This window comes from Pyxidicoccus caerfyrddinensis (genome assembly GCF_010894405.1).
Classification (GTDB): domain Bacteria; phylum Myxococcota; class Myxococcia; order Myxococcales; family Myxococcaceae; genus Myxococcus; species Myxococcus caerfyrddinensis.
Genome location: NZ_JAAIYA010000012.1, coordinates 64007 through 83680, shown reverse-complemented (window position 1 = coordinate 83680; position 19674 = coordinate 64007). Strand labels below are relative to the sequence as shown.

General features: G+C 70.6%; 13 protein-coding genes. 6 read left to right on the top strand and 7 right to left on the bottom strand.

Going from position 1 to position 19674, the window contains the following annotated elements; translation table 11 throughout:
- Nucleotides 1-4: 4 nt before the first annotated feature.
- From G4D86_RS28005 to G4D86_RS27995, 3 genes are read right to left on the bottom strand one after another with little or no spacing between them, the layout of a single operon-like run.
- A complete protein-coding gene (locus G4D86_RS28005) occupies nucleotides 5-952 on the bottom strand; it encodes a serine hydrolase (RefSeq protein WP_240360515.1) in 948 nt (315 codons plus the stop codon).
- Between the two features lie 40 nt (nucleotides 953-992).
- Nucleotides 993-1424, bottom strand: coding sequence for an acyl-CoA thioesterase (locus G4D86_RS28000; RefSeq protein ID WP_205519773.1), 432 nt, complete (start codon nucleotides 1422-1424; stop codon nucleotides 993-995).
- A 23-nt stretch (nucleotides 1425-1447) separates the two neighbouring features.
- Complete coding sequence (locus G4D86_RS27995; protein ID WP_163997115.1) at nucleotides 1448-2755, bottom strand: hydroxyacid-oxoacid transhydrogenase; 1308 nt, start codon at nucleotides 2753-2755, stop codon at nucleotides 1448-1450.
- 203 nt (nucleotides 2756-2958) lie between these two features.
- Here G4D86_RS27995 and G4D86_RS27990 point away from each other — a divergent pair, with 203 nt between their 5' ends.
- Nucleotides 2959-3456, top strand: a complete 498-nt coding sequence (locus tag G4D86_RS27990) for an HXXEE domain-containing protein (protein ID WP_163997114.1) — start codon at nucleotides 2959-2961, stop codon at nucleotides 3454-3456.
- A gap of 180 nt (nucleotides 3457-3636) precedes the next feature.
- Here the strand turns inward: G4D86_RS27990 and G4D86_RS27985 are convergent, their stop codons facing one another.
- From G4D86_RS27985 to G4D86_RS27975, 3 genes are read right to left on the bottom strand one after another with little or no spacing between them, the layout of a single operon-like run.
- Entirely contained in the window at nucleotides 3637-4857 is a 1221-nt protein-coding gene (locus tag G4D86_RS27985; protein WP_163997113.1) for a proprotein convertase P-domain-containing protein, read from the bottom strand.
- Nucleotides 4858-4906: 49 nt separating this feature from the next.
- Nucleotides 4907-5377 (bottom strand): SRPBCC family protein, encoded by a 471-nt coding sequence (locus tag G4D86_RS27980; RefSeq protein WP_163997112.1) that lies wholly within the window; start codon nucleotides 5375-5377, stop codon nucleotides 4907-4909.
- Nucleotides 5370-5699 carry an ArsR/SmtB family transcription factor gene (locus G4D86_RS27975; protein ID WP_163997111.1) on the bottom strand — a complete coding sequence of 110 codons (330 nt, stop codon included), beginning with the start codon at nucleotides 5697-5699 and terminating at the stop codon, nucleotides 5370-5372. The genes G4D86_RS27980 and G4D86_RS27975 overlap by 8 nt, the downstream gene beginning before the upstream one ends.
- Before the next feature lie 155 nt (nucleotides 5700-5854).
- Here G4D86_RS27975 and G4D86_RS27970 point away from each other — a divergent pair, with 155 nt between their 5' ends.
- From G4D86_RS27970 to G4D86_RS27950, 5 genes are all read left to right on the top strand, one after another.
- Nucleotides 5855-8287 (top strand): PAS domain S-box protein, encoded by a 2433-nt coding sequence (locus G4D86_RS27970; RefSeq protein ID WP_163997110.1) that lies wholly within the window; start codon nucleotides 5855-5857, stop codon nucleotides 8285-8287.
- 41 nt (nucleotides 8288-8328) lie between these two features.
- Nucleotides 8329-9150, top strand: a complete 822-nt coding sequence (locus tag G4D86_RS27965) for a ceramidase (RefSeq protein ID WP_163997109.1) — start codon at nucleotides 8329-8331, stop codon at nucleotides 9148-9150.
- 71 nt (nucleotides 9151-9221) lie between these two features.
- A complete protein-coding gene (locus G4D86_RS27960) occupies nucleotides 9222-12278 on the top strand; it encodes a WD40/YVTN/BNR-like repeat-containing protein (protein ID WP_163997108.1) in 3057 nt (1018 codons plus the stop codon).
- Between the two features lie 38 nt (nucleotides 12279-12316).
- Nucleotides 12317-16996, top strand: a complete 4680-nt coding sequence (locus G4D86_RS27955; RefSeq protein ID WP_163997107.1) for a beta strand repeat-containing protein — start codon at nucleotides 12317-12319, stop codon at nucleotides 16994-16996.
- 238 nt (nucleotides 16997-17234) lie between these two features.
- Nucleotides 17235-18122, top strand: coding sequence for an ATP-grasp domain-containing protein (locus G4D86_RS27950; RefSeq protein WP_205519772.1), 888 nt, complete (start codon nucleotides 17235-17237; stop codon nucleotides 18120-18122).
- A gap of 72 nt (nucleotides 18123-18194) precedes the next feature.
- Here the strand turns inward: G4D86_RS27950 and G4D86_RS27945 are convergent, their stop codons facing one another.
- A complete protein-coding gene (locus G4D86_RS27945; RefSeq protein ID WP_163997105.1) occupies nucleotides 18195-18836 on the bottom strand; it encodes a hypothetical protein in 642 nt (213 codons plus the stop codon).
- Nucleotides 18837-19674: the final 838 nt, after the last annotated feature.

Sequence of the window (19674 nt, the reverse complement as noted above, 5' to 3'; positions counted from 1 at the left end):
CCGCTCAGTCGCAGTCGTAGTTGGGTGACGTGCCCCCATCCGGCACGGGGACGGGCGCTGGCCCGCCCTGCTTCGCCAGCGCCTCGCCGCAGTCCAGTGACGCCTCGCCGGAGAGGGCGCGGTAGAGGACACACGAGGCGCGCTCGATGAAGAACGCCTGCTTCGGCCAGTCCGGGCCGTGCGCCGCGAGCAGCGCCACGGCGTAGCGGCCTCCGTCCGGAAGCCGCACGAGGCCGACCTCGTTGAGGACGTTGTAGCGCGCGTCATCCGAGCAGCACCCCGGAGGCAGCCAGCCCGCCTTGTGCCGCAGCGTCGCCTTCACCGGGGCCGGCAGCCGCGTGCCGAGCCACCCGCCGCAGCCTTCGCGCCGGGGCAACTCCATCCACCCGAGGAGCCGCGAGGTAGGGCCCGGCTTCAGCAATTCGCCGCCGTCCAGGCGCTGAAGGAAGGACACGGCGTCGGCCGCGCAGAAGTAGTTGTCATTGTCGAGCGCCCGGGGCGAGTTGGTGGCGCGACGGGGGCGGCCGTAGTTCCACTTCGTGATTGCGGTGTTCAGCAGGCCCAGCGAGCGCAGGTAGTCATTGACGGCGTCCGGCCCGCCCACCGCGTCGATGACGAGCCCCGTGGCCTCGTTGTCGGAGGTGCGGAAGACCTTCTCCGCGAGCGGGGCGACCTTCGCCATGTCGACCTTCTTCAGCGCGGCGGCCACCCAGAACACCTTGGCCGAGCTGGCGGAGACGTGCGGCACCGTGTCGTGCGCGCCCGCGTACTCCCCGGTGCGCAGGTCCTTCACGGCGATGGCCACATCGGTGCCGGGCGACAGGCGCGCGGCCTCCTGGACCAGGGAGTCCACCACGGCTTGGAGCGGCACACGCGAGCCCGCGTCGGGAGCGCCTTGCGCGGAGGCGGTCGCCGCGATGAGCCAGGAGACACACAGGACGGTTCGCATCATCCGCTGGGTTGTAGTGCGGGACGCGCGGGACGTCGATTGCCTAGGCCACGGTGATGCGCGCGAGCGCCTCACGCAGGCGCTCCGGCATGGCCACCGCCTTGCGCGTCTGACGGTCCACGAAGACGTGCACGAAGTACCCGTGCGCGGCGGCCTGCGACTCGCCCTCCTTGAAGATGCCGATGCCGTAGGTGACGGAGCGGTTGCCGAGCTTGTCCACGCGCAGCCCCGCGCGGAGCCGGTCCGGGTACGCGAGCGGCGCGCGGTAGGAGCACTTCGACTCCACCACCAGGCCGATGATGGACGCGGTGTGGATGTCCAGGCCACCCTCGTGGATGAGGTAGTGGTTCGCGACCGTGTCGAAGTAGCTGTAGTACGTCACGTTGTTGATGTGGCCGTAGACGTCGTTGTCCATCCACCGCGTGGTGATGGGCAGGAAGTAACGGTAGCGCTCGTCGGACTCGACCTCGGACACGGCGGGGGCCTCCTCCCGGTGGGTTACCAGTAGCGCATCGCCTGCCGGAACAGGTCCGTGAGCACCGACCGGCTCATCTCGCGCGGCGCATTCTGCAGCAGGCGCTGCTGGGGGAAGGCGCCCTCCGTGAGGGCCGCGACGTCCGCCTCGGTGTAGCCGACCCCGCCCAGCCCGTTCGGCATGCCCACCGCGCGCATGATGCGGATGATTTCCCGGGCGAGAACCTCGCCCGCGTCCTCCGGCCGGGCGTCCCGCGTGTCCGCGCCCAGGCCCTGCGCGGCCTCCAGGTGCCGCTCGGGGCTGACCTCCGCCGTGAAGCGGAACACGGACGGCGCATTCACGATGACGGCCATGCCATGCGGCACCAGGGGCTCGTCGTCGGGGTAGCCGGAGGGACGGAAGTCACGCACCAGCCCGGCCACCGCGTAGGCCATGCCGTGCGGCGCATGGACGCCCGCGTTGCCGAAGGCGATGCCAGCGAGCGTCGCGGCCCACATCGTCTGCTCGCGGGCCTCGGCGTCGGAGGCGTCCTTCACCGCGCGCTCCAGGTACAGGCCCATCAGGCGCAGCGCCTCGCGGCAGCCCAGGTCGCTCCACGGGTTGGCGCCCTGGCTCATGGGCCGCAGGCTTGGCCGCGCGGGAGCGGGCCGGCGCACGTAGGGCCTCGCGGTATAGGACTCCAGCGCGTGGGAGAGCACGTCCAGCCCGCTGGCGGCGACGACTTCACCGGGCAGGCTCGCGGTGCAGTCCGGGTCGATGAGCGCCTCCGTGGGCCGCAGCGCGGGCGACGCGATGCCCGTCTTCGCGGCCAGGGAGAGCAGATCGAAGATGGTGATGCCCGTCACCTCGCTGCCCGTGCCCGACGTGGTGGGGCACGCGATGTGCGGCTTGAGCGGGCCGGGCACCGGCTTGCCCGCACCCACGGGCGCGTTGACGTACGTGAGCAGATCCGCCGGGTGCGTGGCGTAGAGGTTGGCGGCCTTGCACGTGTCGATGACCGAGCCGCCGCCCAGCGACACGTAGCCGTCCGGCTTCACCTCCGCCGCGAAGCGCGCCGCGTCCAGGAAGGACTTGTCCGTGGGCTCGACGTGCACGTCGGTGAAGACAACCACGTCCAGCCCGGCGGCGAGCAGCGACTGGCGGGCCTTCTCGAAGAAGGGCAGCCGCGCCACGCGCGCGTCGGAGAACAGCGCCACGCGCTTCATCCCCAGCGCCCGGGCTCGGTCGCCGAGCTCCGCGAGACAGCCGCGCCCGAAGGTGACCCGGGACGTGTCCACGGTGAAGGCGCCGTCGCAGCCCTCGCCAACGGGGTGGTAGTGGCAGCAGCCCATCGCGTCCTCCTGAACCGGTTGCCAGCGCAATCTACAGCGCGATACCCGGGCCGGGCCGGCGAGATATGGGAAACGACACCCGGTCGACCTCCGCCCGGTTCGCCTGGCGAAATGACGGCGGGGTTGCCGGTGAAGTGGACTGCATTCAGGTCCGGGATGCGGGAGGCCCTACACTGCCTTCCTCACGTCGCCCACGGGTTCCCATGAAGAGCGCCCCACGCAGTTCCACCTCCCGCGCCCTCTGGCTCTTCCCGGTCGCCCTGACCCTCCACAACCTGGAGGAGGCAATCTGGCTGCCCGGATGGTCCGCGAACGCGGGCGGCTTCCATCCTCCCGTGGGAGCCGCGGAGTTCCGCCTCACCCTCGTCGTCCTCACCGCCGCGGGCTACTGGCTGACGGGGAGGGCGCTCCGGCGCGGAGGACGCTGGCTGGACGCGTTCTTCGCCGCCTCGGCGGTGATGCTCCTCAACGTCGTCTTCCCCCACCTTCTCGCCACGCTGGCGCTCGGACGTTACGCGCCGGGGCTCGGTACCGCGCTGCTCTGCATCCTGCCGGTGACGGCCACCCTGTTGCGCCGCGCATTCCGCGAGCAGGTGCTCACCTGGGCCCGCCTCGGCAGAGCCCTTCTCACCGTCGTCCCCATCGTCCTCGTCGGGATCGCCTTCTTCTTCTTGCTCGGCCGGAGGCTGTTCCCTGCATGAGCCGCCGGTCCGGCCCACACAGGAGCCGGACCGGCGAACCCACCTCATCCAGGATGTGGATGCCCCTGCACGGAAGCGACGGGCCGCCCCGCCCAGCGGGGACGGGCGTGGAAGGAATGTTCATTCCACGAGCCCGCCGCCCGACGCGGGGCACCGTGCCGTGTCTTCCCGAGACGCGAATCAGTCCCAGCGGCTGTTGAGCTTCACCTTCCACGAGCGCAGCGTGCCGCTGCCCACGCCCGAGGGGTTGGTGACGCGCAGCAGCCAGCGCCCATTGATGGAGGCGTCGCGAGAGATGCCCCGCGTCACGGAGATGAGCGACGGGGGCGTGCCCTCGGCCGGCCCGTTCCACAGCAGCGCGGAGTCACCGCCCGGGTCCACCAGCGTCAGCACCAGCCGGTGGGGCGCGGTGTGCACCAGGTCCAGCTCCACGAGGATGTCCTCGGGCACCGTGGCCAGCCCCACCACGGCGACGGTGGACTCCACCGGCGTGGTGGTGGACGGCAGCGACACGTCCGCGTAGCGGGTGAACTCCCCCGTCATCCATGCAGGCCGGCACCAGCCTTCGGGATAGCCGGACGGGACGGCATGGCAGGCGAGCTTTGCCTGGCACGGCGCGAAGACGGAGCAGGTGTCACCGTCCCCGGGGATGGGCGCGGTGTTGATGCAGCGGCCGAAGTTGCTGGAGCCGTCATTCGGCCGGCCCTCGCAGACGAGCCCGGGCTGGCAGGTGCCCGCGCCGGTGCAGGGGTCTCCCTCGGGGGCCAGCGCCGTCGCCGCCTTGAGCTGCTGGAGCGCGGTGAAGTCCACGTGAGTCAACCGCGACAGCTTCACCATATTGAAGAGCGGACGCGCGGCCAGGATGTCCTGCACCGCGAGCGCCGGAATGCCGTAGGTGGCCAGGGTGGGGCCGCTCTCGGTGTTGGCCGCCTTCAGCGCGCGGCGGGCCTCGGCCACGGTGAAGTCATGGCCGTCGAAGTTGCCCACCAGCGCATCCAGCGGCAATCCCGTCACGCGGCCGGTGCCCTTGGCGTACCACTCCAGGTCCGCGAGCGCGGCCGGGCCCACGTTTGGCACCGCGTCCACCTGGGCGATGGAGATGAAGCGGCGGTCATCCCCGGTGTGCTCGATGCCGTCGGGGCCCGCGCGCCAGGCAATCAGCCCCTGCGCGGCGAGCGCGTTCAGCGGCACATCGTTGTCCAGCACGCTGAGCGTGGTGGAGTTGTCATTGAGGAACGCCAGCACGCCCGTCGCGGCGGGCGTGCTGTCGGCCAGCGCCTGCGCCTGGGACGACACCAGCGAGGAGGCGGTGGGCTCACCACCGGAAGGAGGGGCCCCACAGCTGAGCAGGGCGGGAAGCCCCACGGACACGGCGAAGAAGCGGGAGAGTCTGGAGGTCATGGCCTCCGTGTACCTCATGACTCCGACGAACCCAACGAGAGCCAGCGCGTCAGTGCCCTTCCGCGGCGAAGCGCTTGGAGATGTCGAGCGCCTCGCCCGTCTCCAGGTACGTCTTGAGACTTGAGAGGATGGCGGACCACCCCTGGCGGGCGTCCTCCCCGACGACGCTCCCCGGCTCGTATTCGTCATGGATGACGGTGAGCTTCACGTTCTTCGGCCCCGCGGGCTGGATGCTGAAGGTGACGCGCGTGGCCGGCGGCACGGGCGCGCCCGCCTCCGGCTGCGTCGTCCAGTCCAGCACCAGCGTCTGGGGCGGCGTCGCCTCCACCACCCGGGCCCGCCCCGCGTCGTGCTGGCCGTTCTGCTTGCGCCACAACACCGGAGAGCCGGGCTTCCAGTCGGACTCCACCTGACGGCCGCCCCAGTACTCGCGGGTGAGCGTTCCGTCGGTGAGGGCGCTCCAGAGCTTCTCCGGCGTCGTGGCGATGTACAGCACATAGACAAAGCTGGGCCTACGCATCGTGGTCCTCCTCCAGGGCCTTCTTGAGGTCACCGAGCGCGGTGAGGCGCTGGCGCTCGAACTTGCCAATCCACCGCTCGGCGATGGCATGGATGGGCACCGGGTTCAGGTAGTGCAGCTTCTCCCGCCCCCGCCACACGACGGCGACGAGCTGCGCTTCCTCCAGCAGCACCAGGTGCTTCGTCACCGCCTGCCGCGTCATGTCCAGCTGCCCGCACAGCTCCCCCAGCGTCTGTCCGTTGCGCTCGAACAGCGCATCCAGCAGCCGCCGACGGCTCGGGTCCGCGAGCGCCTTGAACACCGGGTCCAGGTCGTTGCTCATCCACACCTCTTCAATATGCAACCTTCGGGTTGCATGTCAAGCCACCCACACGCCAGCCGAACGAGCCCCGCGCGGCGTGCACGTCCCGGGTTGGCGGAGGGCCCGGCCGTCCGCACCGTAGACGCTGGGAGGCGACCTCCCGCTCCAACCGCTCCATGGCCCGCCTGCGTGACATTCCCGAGGACCCGGCCTCCATCGACGCGGACTTCCGGAAGCAGGCACGGGTCCTCGAATCCGTCTTCGCCAGCATCAGCGAAGGGGTGGTGGTGGCGGACGAGCGCGGCTACTTCCAGCTCTTCAATCCGATGGCGGAGAGCATCCTGGGCACGGGAATGACGGATGCGCCCCTTCCCCGCTGGCCGGAAATCTACGGCTTCCACCTTCCCGACATGAAGACGCCCTACCCCGCCGACCAGCTGCCCATGGCCCGCGCCATCCGGGGCGAGGACGTCAACCAGGCGGAAATCTACATGCGCAGCCCGGCCAGGCCCGCGGGTGCCTGGCTGCTCGTCAGCGCCCGGCCCGTCCGGGACGGGGCCGGCATGCTCCGGGGTGGCGTCTCCGTCTTCAACGACATCACCCGCTTCAAGCGGGCCCTGGACCGGCTGCGAAAGGGCGAGGAGCAATACCGCTCTCTCTACAGCAGCACGCCGGTGATGATGCACTCCATCGACCGCGAGGGCCGGCTCATCAGCGTGAGCGACTACTGGCTGTCCACGCTCGGCTACAAGCGGGAGGAGGTCATCGGCCGCTCCTCGGTGGAGTTCATGACGCCCGAGTCCCGCCGGTACGCGCGCGACGTCGTCCTGCCCGAGTACTTCAAGACGGGCGCGTGCAAGGACGTCCCGTACCGGATGGTGAAGAAGGGCGGTGAGCCCGTCGACGTCCTCCTGTCCGCCATCGCGGAGCGCGACACCGAGGGGAATGTCACCCGCTCCCTCGCGGTGCTCATCGACGTGACGGAGCGCAAGCGGGCCGAGGAGGCCCTGCTGGAGAGCGAGAAGCGGCTGCGCGCCATCCTCGACAACGCGCCCACCGTCTTCTTCCTCCTCGACCCTCACGAGCGCTACATCTTCGTGAACCGCCAGTGGGAGCGCCTCTTCCACCGCACGCGGCAGGAGGTCGCCGGCAAGTGCGCGTACGACATCCTACCGAAGGAGCTCGCCGACCCGTTGCACCAGACGAACCAGTCCGTCATCCAGACCGGCGAGTCGCTGGTCCGCGAGGAGCGCATCCCCCAGGACGATGGGCTCCACACCTTCCTCACGCAGAAGTTCCCCCTCATCGACTCGTCGGGACACCTGTACGCGCTGTGCGGCATCTCCACCGACATCACCGAGCGCAAGCAGGCGGAGGTGGCGCAGCGCTTCCTCGCCGAGGCCAGCCGCGAGCTGGTGACGTCGCTCGACGTGTCCGCCACGCTCCAGCGCGTCGCCGAGCTGGCGGTGCCCACGCTCGCGGACCTCTGTGTCGTCTTCATGCCCGGCGAGGACGCGGCGCTGCGGCCCGTGGCCATCGCCGACAGCTCGCCCGAGCTGGCCCTCCAGGTGCGTGAGTTCCTGGAGCTCCACCCTCCGGACCCCACCGCCGCCCGTGGCCCCTCGTGGGTGATGACCACCGGCCGCTCGGAGGCGTCGCGCGAGTCGCGGGGCATGCTGTCGCCGGAAGCGCTGGAGGCGCCCCGCTGGCTGGCGCTGCGGCCGCTCCAGGACCGGCCGTCCATCAGCGTGCCGCTCCGGGCGCGAGGCCGCATCCTGGGCGTGCTGTCGCTGGTCTCCGCGCAGTCGGACCTCGCGGATGCACTGCCGGACCTGTCGCTGGTGGAGGAGCTGGGACGCCGGGCGGCCTTCTCCATCGACAATGCCCAGCTCTACACCAAGGCGCAGGAGTCCATCCGCACGCGCGACGAGTTCCTCTCCATCGCCTCGCACGAGCTGAAGACGCCGCTGACCTCCATGAAGCTGCGGGCCCAGCAGATGGAGCGGACGCTCTCGCGCCCCCATGACGGCCCGCAGCTGGCCCTCAAGGTCTCCGGCATGCTGGAGGTCTTCGACGAGCAGCTGAAGCGGCTGACGCACCTGGTGGAGCACCTGCTCGACGTGTCCCGCATCGACGACAGCCGGATCGCCCTGCGCCTGGAGGAGCTGGACCTGGGGGAGCTGGCGCGCGGCGTGGTGGCCCACCTGCGCGAGCAACTGCAGCGGACGGACTGCGCGCTCACGCTGGTGGCCAGTGGGCCGGTGGTGGGGCGGTGGGACCGGCTCCGGCTGGAGCAGGTGCTGCTGAACCTCCTGACGAACGCGATGAGGTACGGCGCGGGCAGGCCCGTCCGCGTGGAGGTGACGCGCGAGGGAGAACGGGCGCGGCTGCTCGTCGCGGACCAGGGCGTGGGCATTCCGCGCGAGTCCCAGGCGCGCATCTTCGAGCGCTTCGAGCGCGCCGCCTCCCGCAACTACGGAGGGCTGGGGCTGGGGCTCTTTATCACCCGGCAGCTCGTGGAGGCCCACGGCGGGACGATTCGCGTGGAGAGCGAGCCGGATGAGGGCGCGACGTTCATCGTCGAGCTGCCCCGGCGGCCGCCCGAGTAGCCTGGACGCCCCCACCGCCCCCAGGTACCGTCCCGCGCCCTATGTCGTCATCCACGGTGGGCTTCTGGGGCCCGAGCACCTCGACGGTGGACTGGTGCGAGACGAACTACCAGCACCTCTTCCACGTCGGCGAGCTGTTCAACTCCGCCTCCAGCCTGGTGCTCGTACTCGTGGGCCTGCTCGGAATCGTGCTCCACCGCCACGTGCTGGAGCGCCGCTTCCTTCTCGCGTTCGCGCTGCTCTCCGTCGTCGGCGTGGGCAGCACCGCCTTCCACGCGACGCTGCTGCGCGAGTTCCAGATGCTCGACGAACTGCCGATGCTCTACCTGGCCATCGTCATCGTCTACATCCTGCTGGAGAACCGGCCCCAGCGGCGCTTCGGCAACTGGCTCCCGCTGCTGCTCGTGGGGCATGCCGTGCTGGTGACGTACCTGACGGCCTTCACGCGCGGCACGGCGCAGTTCTTCCTGTTCCAGGTGAGCTTCGCGTCGCTCGAGTTCTACGCGCTCGGCCGCACGTACTTCCTCCAGCGCCGCAGCCCGGACGCGAAGGTGAAGCGCCTGTTCCGGCTCGGCATCGCCGCGTATGCGCTCGCCATCGTCCTCTGGCTGAGCGACATCCAGTTCTGCCCCACGCTCAACGAGACGCTGCCCGCGCACGGCTTCCCCAACCCGCAGTTCCACGCGTGGTGGCACGTGCTCGTCTCGTGCGGCTTCTACGCGCTGCTGCTCGTCATCGCCCATGACCGGCTGGCGACGCTCGGCCGGCAGCCGCGGCTGGCCTCCGCCGGGTGGATTCCGCGCGTCCAGGGCCTGTCCCACACACCTGGAGTCAAGGAAACTCGTACAGCCACGTCACACTAATGCCGTCCAGTTGACGTTTTGGCCCCCTGCAACGGAGAGTACGGCCTCGTTCTCCCCATACGAGGCCTTCATTGCTCAAGCGTTATCGGTGGCTCATCGCGACCTCCACGGCCGCGGTGGTCGCGGTCGTGGCCGTGCCTTCCGGCGCCAGCGCGTACAAGCGCTGGAAGAATCGCAACGCGCGTACGACGTTCGCCAACTTCCTCCACGACCCGAGCGCGGGTGAGGCCACGCCGGAAGTGCTGCGCGAACTGGCGGCGACGCGCGGCGAGCCGGAGACGGAGGAGCGCGAGGCCGACGGCGACGACCCGATGCGCCGCCAGATTGCCGCGCGGATGATGTGGGGCGTGCCCACCGCGGAGGTGATGGAGCACCGCGCGCGCGTTGCCCATGCGGAGGCGCGGCGCTGGGACGCGCTGCTGCCCCGCCCGCCCGCACCGTGGGACTGGTTCTCGGCGCCGTCGGGTGCCGACAAGGCCGTGGTGTCCGGCCAGTCGTGGGTGAACCTGGGGCCCACCAACGCCAACTTCGAATACAACGGCTCCAACTACAACGAGGTCGACTCGGGCCGCATCTCCGGCATCGTCGTCCACCCGGTGGACGCGCAGGTGGTGTACCTGGCCACGAGCGGCGGCGGCCTGTGGAAGACGTTCAACTTCGGCGCGGCCACCCCGTCCTGGTACCCGGTGAGCGAGACGCTGGGCAACCTGGCCATCGGCGCCATGGACCTGGACCCGACGAACCCCGAGACGCTCTACGTGGGCGCGGGTGACTTCGTGGACACGCCGGGCGGCCACGTGGTGAAGACGCAGGACGGTGGCGCCACGTGGAGCGCGCCGGTGCGCCTGTCCGGCCAGTACCCCGCGGGCTCCGGCGGCCTGTCCGTCAAGGCGCTGCGCATCCGCGCGCTGAAGGTGGACCCCGCCAACCCCAACGTCGTGCTGGTGGGCACGGAGGTGGGCCTGTTCCGCTCCACCGACGCGGGCGCGAGCTTCAGCCTGGTGGACCTGCCCAACTCGGGCTCCGTCCAGCGCGCGGAGAGCGTGTGGACGATTGTCTATACGGGCGCAGTCAACGGCGTGAGCCGCTGGGCCCTGAGCGGCACGTACGCGTGTGACGCCGCCTCGCTGCCGCCAGAGGCGGGCTACGGCCAGCTGACGAACGTGGACTGCACCGCGGGCAACCCGGGCGACATCTGGACGAGCACCAACGCGGGCGCGACGTGGGCCTCGCGCAAGGCCGCGGGCACCATTCCCACCACCGCCGTGGGCCGCATCACCCTGGCCGCGGGCACGCCGTCCAGCGCCACGCCGCCGGTGACGGTGGTGTACGCGCAGCTCGGCAACCAGGACGAGTACAACGGCCCCGCGGGCGTCGGGTACTGGCGCTCCATCAACTCGGGCGACAACTGGACGGCCGCCACCGGCACGATTTCCAACCGGACCAACGCCGTGGGCGGCGTGCGCGACTGCGGCACCGTCAACGTGAATGACGCGCAGTCCTGGTACAACGCCGCGCTGGCGGTGGACCCGGGGAACGACAACAACGTCCTCGTGGGCGGCATGCTGTGCGGCCTGCGCACCACCAACGGCCTGGCCGCCACGCCCACCTGGGAGAACGTGTCCCACTGGCTGCCCAGCAGCGGCTACGGCAACGTGACGGGCGGCGCGCTGGACTACGTGCACGCGGACTGGCATCGGGCGCTCATCGTCCGCACCGGCACGGGCTACGTGGCCATGGCCGGCACGGACGGTGGCCTCTTCGTGTCGCGCAACCTCTTCAACGCCACGCCGCCGCTGGTGGTGTGGGACGGGCAGAACCGCGGCATCGTCACGCACCTGAGCTACTCGGTGGCCTCGGGTGACCCGGCCACGGGCAACCCGTACGTGGCCTACACGGGCCTGCAGGACAACGGCACGCGCTTCCGGGACCCGGCCGCGGGTGCCTCCTCCACCACCTTCAACCAGGTCATCGGCGGTGATGGCTTCGGCGCGGCGGCCTCGAAGGACGCGGCGACGGGCGCCACCATCTACTGGGCGAGCGTCAACGGCGAGCGCGAGTACTGCATCCCCTCCGCCGCCAACAGCAACTGCAACTCCGGCTCGGCGTGGCTCACGAAGGACGCCACTCCCCGTTCCGGCTGTGCCCTCACCGATGGCCAGCCGTTCATCATGCGCTACGCGCTCGCGCCGGCCAGCCCCAACGCCAACACGGTGCTCACCGCCACCGACACCGCGGTCCACCGGGTGAGTGGCACGGGCGCGTGGCAGGCCATCAGCCCCTGCCTCGGCGGCTACACCCGCCTGCTCTCCGCGTCCGCCAACCAGGACGGCCTGTACGGCGTGTCCGTGAGCGGCGGCCGCTTCTACGTCACCAGCAACTGCCAGGGCACCACCACCAGCTGCACCTGGACGCAGAGCAGCGTGCTGGGCTTCGACGTCAACGGCAACGGCACCATCGCCCCCAACGAGCAGGTCATCTACACGACGCAGGTGGCCTTCCCGCCCACCACACCGGCGGGGAAGACCGCGGGCGACGTGTACGTGGCGGCGAGCGCGGCGCCCGTCACCAACGACAACCTCTCCGTGGTGCCGGACGCCCTGGGCCACCTCTTCATCACCCAGGACCGCGGCACCACGTGGGCGCCGCTGCACGGCAACGGCACCGGCTTCGACTTGCCCAACGTGGGCATCGACGTGGTGCGGTACGACCCGTCGGACCTGACCAACAACACGCTCTACGTGGGCACCGAGCTGGGCGTGTACCGCTCCACCGACGCCGGCCAGACGTGGCAGCGCTTCGGCAGGGGCTTCCCGCTCGCGAAGGTGACGGACATGTTCATCAGCCGCACCGGCTCGATGATGCGCGTGTCCACCTTCGGGCGCGGCCTGTGGGAAATCTACCCGTCCGCCACCGCCGAGAAGGGCGTCAACGGCAACGGTGACTGGAACCGGGACCAGCAGTTGGACTTCGTGGACCTCGCGGCCGCCGCCAGCCGCCTGGGCACGGACCCGTCCACCCTGGCCCAGCCCTACTACGACTGGAACACGGACCTGACCGGCACGGTGAACGGCACCGACTCCGAAGACCTCACCGAGCTGCTCAACCGCATCGGAGGCCGCCCGTGAGCCGCGCCTCCCACTCCCCCTTCCTGGAGATGTCTCCCTTGAGCCTGAAGAACCTGGCGCTCGTGCTGTTCACCGGCGCCCTCATCCTGACCGGCTGCGGCGGCTCCAAGCCGCCCGAGCAGCCGGTGGCGAAGAAGCTGGCCTTCACGGTGCAGCCCTCGCAGGCCGTAGCGGGCGCTTCCATCGCCCCGGCGGTGAAGGTGTCCGTCCTCACCGCGGAGGGGGCTGTCGTCCCCGGCGCGCAAGTGACGGTGTCGCTGTCGCTGGAGGCCAACCCCTCGGGCGCCACCCTCTCCGGCGCCACGCCGGCAGCGACGGCCCAGGGCGTGGCCACCTTCTCCACGCTCGCGTTGGACAAGACGGGCCAGGGCTACACGCTCGTCGCGCGGGCCCAGGGCCTGGAGTCGGCGACGAGCCAGCCCTTCACCGTCACCGCCGCCCCCGTGGTGGCGCATGACCTGGCCTTCACACAGGAGCCCGGCGAGCTGGAGGCCGGAGGCACCTTCTCCCCGAGCGTGCGCGTGACGGTGCGGGACGCGGCCGGCAACCCGGTGCCCATGAGCGTGCCCGTCACGCTGGCGCTGGGCGCCAACCCCGCGGGCGGCACCCTCTCCGGCACGCTCACCGCCAACACCACGGACGGCGTGGCGCTCTTCTCCGAGCTGTCCCTCGACAAGGCCGGTGAGGGCTACACCCTCGTCGCCAGCGCGCCGGGCGTGGGGCCCGTCACCAGCGCCGCCTTCCGCGTGAAGCCGGGCAAGGCGAAGTCGCTGGCCTTCGTCACGCAGCCCGCCTCGGCGGCCGTGGACGCGACGCTCGCCCCGGCGGTGCAGGTGCGGCTGGTGGACGCGCACGGCAACGCCGCCATCGGCGCCACCGACAGCATCACCCTGGCGCTCGGCACCAACGGAACCGGCGCCACGTTGTCCGGCACCGTCACCGTGGCGGCCGTGGCGGGTGTGGCCACCTTCTCGGACCTCTCCGTGGACAAGGTGGGCACGTACACGCTCACCGCGTCCGGCAACACGCTGGAGGGCGCCACCTCCAGCACCTTCGACATCGTCGGCGGTCCGGCCACGCAGCTCGCCTTCCGCGTGCAGCCCGCGAGCACGGCGGCGGGCATCAACCTCACCCCCGAGGTGGAGGTGACGGCGCTCGATGCGAAGGGCAACGTGGCGACGGGCTTCACGGGCGCGGTGGCCGTGGCGCTCGCGGCCAACCCCACGAATGACACGCTCCAGGGCACGCTCACCGCCAACGCGGTGGCCGGGGTGGCCCGCTTCAGTGACCTGTCGCTCCACAAGGTGGGCACGGGCTACACCCTGACGGCCTCGTCCGCGGGGCTGGCCTCCACCACGTCGCAGTCCTTCGACGTGACGCCGGGCGAGCCCCAAGCGCTCGCCTTCGAAACCCAGCCCTCCCAGACGGTGGCGGGCGCCGCCTTCACCCCGGCGGTGGCGGTGTCGGTGCGTGATGCCTTCGGCAACACGGTGACGTCCAGCACGGCGACGCTCCAGCTAGCGCTGGCCAACAACCCCACGGGCGCCTCACTCATCGGCACGGTGACGGCGAGTGCCGTCAATGGCGTGGCCACCTTCACGGGTATCGCGGTGGACCGGGTGGGGACTGGCTACACGCTGTCCGTCTCCGCGTCGGGCCTCTCCGCCACCTCCGGCGCCTTCAACATCGTGCCGGGCGCGGCCACGCGGCTCGCCTTCGGCGTACAGCCCTCGAACGTGGCGGCCGGCAGCGCCATCACCCCGGCGGTGCAGGTGCGGCTGGTGGACGCGTTCGGCAACACCTCCACCGGTGCCACCGACAGCATCACCGTCGCGCTCGGCGCCAACGGCACCGGCGGCACGCTGTCCGGCACTGTCACCGTGGCGGCCGTGGCGGGCGTGGCCACCTTCCCGGGTCTCTCCGTGGACAAGGTGGGCACGTACAGGCTGACCGCCACTGGCAACGGGCTGGCGGACGCCACCTCCGACACCTTCGACGTCGTCGCGGGCGTGGCCACGCAGCTTGCCTTCCGCGTGCAGCCGGCGAGCACCACGGCCGGCAGCAACATCGCCCCTGAGGTGGAGGTGACGGCGCTCGATGCAAAGGGCAACGTGGCGACGGGCTTCACCGGCCCGGTGGCGGTGGCGCTCGCGGCCAACCCCACGAACGACACGCTTCAGGGCACCCTCACCACCAACGCGGTGGCCGGCATGGCCCGCTTCAGCACCCTGTCCCTCCGCAAGGCGGGCACGGGCTACACGCTGACGGTCTCCTCCACGGGGCTTGCCTCCACCACCTCGCAGCCTTTCGATGTGACGCCGGGCCAGCCCCAGGCACTCGCCTTTGAAAAGCAGCCCTCCCAGACGATAGCGGGCGCCGCCTTCAACCCGCCGGTGGCGGTGTCGGTACGTGATTCCTTCGGCAACACGGTGACGTCCAGCACGGCGACGCTCCAGCTCGCGCTGGCCAACAACCCCACCGGTGCCTCGCTCACGGGCACGGTGTCGGTGAGCGCCGTCAACGGCGTGGCCACCTTCACGGGCGTGGCGGTGGACCGGGCGGGGACTGGCTACACGCTGTCCGCCTCCATGCCGGGCCTGTCCACCACCTCCGTGGCGTTCAATGTCACGGTGGGCGTGCCCACGAGGCTCGCCTTCGGTGTGCAGCCCTCGGACGTGGCGGCCGGCAGCGCCATCACCCCGGCGGTGACGGTGCGTGTCGTGGATGCGGCGGGCAACACGGTGACGACGGCCACGAACAGCATCACCGTGGCCATCGGCAACAACCCAGGCGTGGGCATCCTCAACGGCACCAAGACGGTGAGCGCGGTGAACGGCGTGGCCACCTTCTCCACCCTGTCCATCACCAAGACGGGCGTCGGCTACACCCTCACGGCGGCCGCCACGGGCCTCACCACCGGCACCAGCGCGGCCTTCAACGTGACGCCGGGAGCGGCCACCTCGGTGTCCTTCTATACGAACCCGCCCAACGTGGTGACGGCCGGCGTGGCCATCACCCCCGAGGTGAAGGTGGGCGTGCGCGACGCCTTCAACAACACCGTGACGGGCTCCACCGCGAGCATCACCGTGTCGCTGTCCGCCAACCCGGGCGGCTCCACGCTGGGCGGTACCCTCACCGTCAACGCGGTGGATGGCGTGGCCACCTTCCCCGGCCTCACGCTGGACAAGGCCGCCAACAACTACCGCTTCGCCGCGGCCTCGTCGGGCCTCACCGGCAACACGTCCGCCCTCTTCAACGTGGCGGCGGGCGCGGCCAGCAAGCTCGCCTTCACCACCCAGCCGGTGAACGTCGCGGCGGGCGCCACCCTCACCGCGGTGCGGGTGACGGTGCAGGATGCCCTGGGCAACACGGTGACGACACCGGCCGTCTCGGTGGGCATCGCCCTGGGCAACAACCCCAGCGGCGCGACGCTGGGCGGCACCACCACCGTGACGACGGCCAGCGGCGTGGCCACCTTCAGCACCCTCACCGTCGACAAGGTGGGCACGGGCTACACGCTGGTGGCCTCCGGGCCGGCCCTGACGGGCGCGACGTCCACCGCGTTCAACGTGACAGCGGGCGCGGCCAGCAAGCTCGCCTTCATCGTCCAGCCGGGCAACACCTCCGCGGGCACGGCCTTCACCCCGGCCGTGCAGGTGGCGGTGCAGGACGCCGGTGGCAACACGGTGGCCGGCTCCACCGCGAGCATCACCCTGCTCCTGGGCAACAACCCGGGTGGCGGCACCCTGTCGGGCACCACCGTCGTCAGCGCGGTCAACGGCGTGGCCACCTTCCCGGGCGTGTCGCTGGCTCGCGCGGGCACGGGCTACACCCTCACCGCCAGCGCCACGGGGCTGACGGCCGGCACCAGCACCGCCTTCAACGTCGTGGCGGGCGCGGCAAACCGGCTGGCCTTCATCGTCCAGCCTTCCCTGTCCTCTGTCGGCCTGCCCATCAGCCCGGCGGTGCAGGTGGCGGTGCAGGACGGCTTCGGCAACACCGTCACCGGAGCCACCGACAGCATCACCGTGGCCCTGGGCAACAACCCATCGGGCGCCACGCTGGCCGGCACGCTCACCGTGGCCGCCGCCAACGGGGTGGCCTTCTTCGAGGACCTCGTCGTGAACGCGAGCGGCAACGGCTACACGCTCACCGCGGCAGCCACGGGCCTCACGGGCACCACCAGCGCGGCCTTCAACGCGGTGGTCGCCGGGACGAAGCTCGTCTACGTGGACCCGGCCTCGGCCGGAAGGATTGCCCTGGTGCGCAACCCGGCCTCCACGAACACCACCGTGGTGCTGGACCTGGTGGCCATGGAGGACCTCACCGGCTACTCGGTGGGCATGAACCTGCCGATGGATACGGGCCTCGTGCAGGCGGGTGGCTCGCTGATGCTTCCGGGCGCGGCGCTGCCCGCGGGACAGAATCCCACGGCCGCCTACGGCAAGCTGCCGGCGAGCGGCCCGCTGGCGGGCATGCTCACCACCGGCCAGAGCCAGAAGGCCGCGGGCGACGGCGCGGTGACGACGGATACGGCCATCCCGACGGGCTCGGTCCTCTACACCGTGCAGCTGGCCATCCGTCCCGGTGCCAGCTCGGGCGTGGTGTTCGACGGCGCGGCGCTCGGGCCGAAGTTCCGCGCGATGCTGCGTGACAGGCTCGGCACCGACATCGTGGATGGCAGCGGGTTCGCCATCGGCCGGCTCGAGGTGCAGTAGCACTCCGTCCCCGTCCCGGAGTCGCCCCACGGCGGCTCCGGGACGCGGGACGTCCCTGGCCCGGAAGGGCCGCTTCGTCAGCTTCCACCGTTCGCCTCCGTCTGTTCCGGAAGAGGACGCGAAATCACGAGAGACCGCCCGCTGGCGCACACCGTGTGCCTGGGAAGGTCGCGTCAGGACCCGCACGCGGCGCCGTCGGATGAGCCCGCTGCCGCCACCCCTGACGAAAGGCTCGTGGATGTCCTCCTCCCGAAACCCGCGTCGCGCCCATGCCATCCTCTTCGGGCGCAATCCCCACCAGCACGACACGTTCGACGTGGAGGCGGAGGCCGCCGAGGCGCTCGGCATCGACACCTACCAGGTCGACCTCTGGGCCCTGCTGTCCGGCAATGCCTCTCGCGCACTGGCCACCGTGCCGGAGCGGGGCGAGCTCCAGCTGCTCTACCGGGGCTGGATGCTCACCGAGGAGGAGTACACCGCGCTCGACGAGGCCGTCTCCGACCTGGGCCACCAGCTGATGACGACGCCAGAGCAGTACGCCGCGGCGCACTACCTGCCGAACTGGTACCCGCGCCTCGCGCCCTACACCGCGCGCTCCGTGTGGACCGAGGGGACGAACGCGACGGAGGCGTGGCACGCCGCGCAGGCGCTCGGGCCGGCTCCGTGGATTCTGAAGGACCACGTGAAGTCGGCGAAGGAGCGCTGGGCGGAGGCCTGCTTCGTCCCGGCAGGCGCCACGCAAGAGGACTTCGAGCGCACCTGCGCCAACCTGATGGAGGAGCGCGGGGACCGCTTCGAGCGCGGCTTCGTGGTGCGCAGATACCTCCCGCTCAAGGCTTTCGGCCGGACGCCCGCCGGGCCCGCGCACCTGGAGTTCCGGCTGTTCTTCGGGCGGGGCCGCCTGCTCGCCGCGGAGCCGTACCATGACTTCGACGTGGAGGTGCCCGACTTCACCGCCTTCGAGCCGCTCGGCCGGCGCATCGACGCGCGCTTCTTCACCCTGGACGTCGCCATGCTGGATGACGGCGGTTGGGCCGTCGTCGAAGTGAATGACGGCGGAGTCTCCGGCCTGCCTCCCAGCCTGGACCCGCGCGAGCTCTTCGCGGCGCTCCTCCGGGCCGGGTAGCCGGGCGCCCGGCGATTTCCGGGCGGCTGACAAACGGACACACGTGAGCCGCCCCGACGTCATGCAGCCCGGTCACTCGTCCCCGGCCGGGGGTGGCGCGGTGACGTAGCCACCCGGGGCGAGGATGCTGCTGCACGGCGACGCGTTGTCGACGAAGTCGACCACCCTGACCGAGTAGCTGCTCGACGGGATGCCGGACAGATCAATCGGCATGTAGCAGTACGACCCCGAGCCGACGCGTGACTCCGCCACCGGCAGGCCCTCGCAGCTCTCGCCGCTGTAGACGTAGACGAAGTCGTTGACCTCGGAGGTGACCTCCAGGACCAGGCTCCCCGTGGAGTACTCGCTGGACACCCACTTCAGCACCGGCCGGGGCGGCGCGTGGAAGTCCACTTGGGATTTGCCCACCCCCACGCGAGAGTTGTTGCCCTCTCTGCCCTCGCTGACCCACATGTCCACATCCGCGACCGCGACCAGGTGATAGCTCGCATCCGGGACCTCCGGCCTCGGCACCCACTTGCTCACGTCCTGGCAGCTACCCGCCCGCACGAAGATGGGCTCGGTCGTGGCCACCCATTTGTCGAACGGCTCGAAGGTGTCGCTGTAGGAGAAATAGAAGGAGACCTCGGTGCTGCCATCGGTGTCGCCCCGATTGCAGAGCAGGGCCCGCAGCGGACCACTCGCTCTGGGTGACAGCTCGGAGGGGCCCGTCACGCTGGCGAACTCGAAGTCAGGCCGGCCCGGGATGAGCTCCTCCGTTTCCGGAGCGCTGGGCTCTTCCAGAGGGGGGCATTCAGAAGAACAACCCACGAGGGTTGCCAAGAGCGTACCCAACGCCCACCGACACAGCTTCATGGGAGACCTGCCTTCTGAGGTGAAGAACTCCGGGTCGCGCCCTGTGCCCTTCGCCCCTCCCGCCCCACGGACCTGACAGAGGTCTGGACGCAGAACCGGCGAATGAATTCAGACCGTCTCACTCCGTCTTGAGCTGCGGAGAAGGTGCCGGAGAACGGTGAACAGGGGTTGGCGCAGCGCTGAGAGCTGGCTTGAGCGTCTCGGCGCCCGCCCTCGCCAGGTGGAGGCGGCGGGAATCGAAGCCGCACAGGCGAATTGGGCCCCTACTCGGGACACAGGCCTCCCGCCTGGTTTTCCCTCTGAAAATGGGGGTGGCCTTCCGTCCAGGTGAGTCCAGGACCGTCCATTGGATTTGGTTCTTTTTTGGTCCCTGCGAAGCACCGCCCAGAACAAGGCGAAGTGTCGGGCAGGGCCCGAGCACCGCGCCACCTCTAGTAGAACCGAGGTGTCCATCCGGCGCGCAGGACTGGCCAACATACAAGCCCCGGGCTACTCCGAGCCAGGGCCTGGGCGCCTACCGCGCCAAGCGCGACCTCTGGCCGTGGACCTTGCCCGCTGCGCAGTGGCAGCCAGCCCCGTGTCGAGTGTCGCCGCCAGTGCGCGCCGGATGGGCACGACGCTCCCATGGTGCGGCTCGGCAGGGCCTTGGCCACCAGCATGGTGTCTCAACAATCCGGTGCGGTACAGGTGATACCTT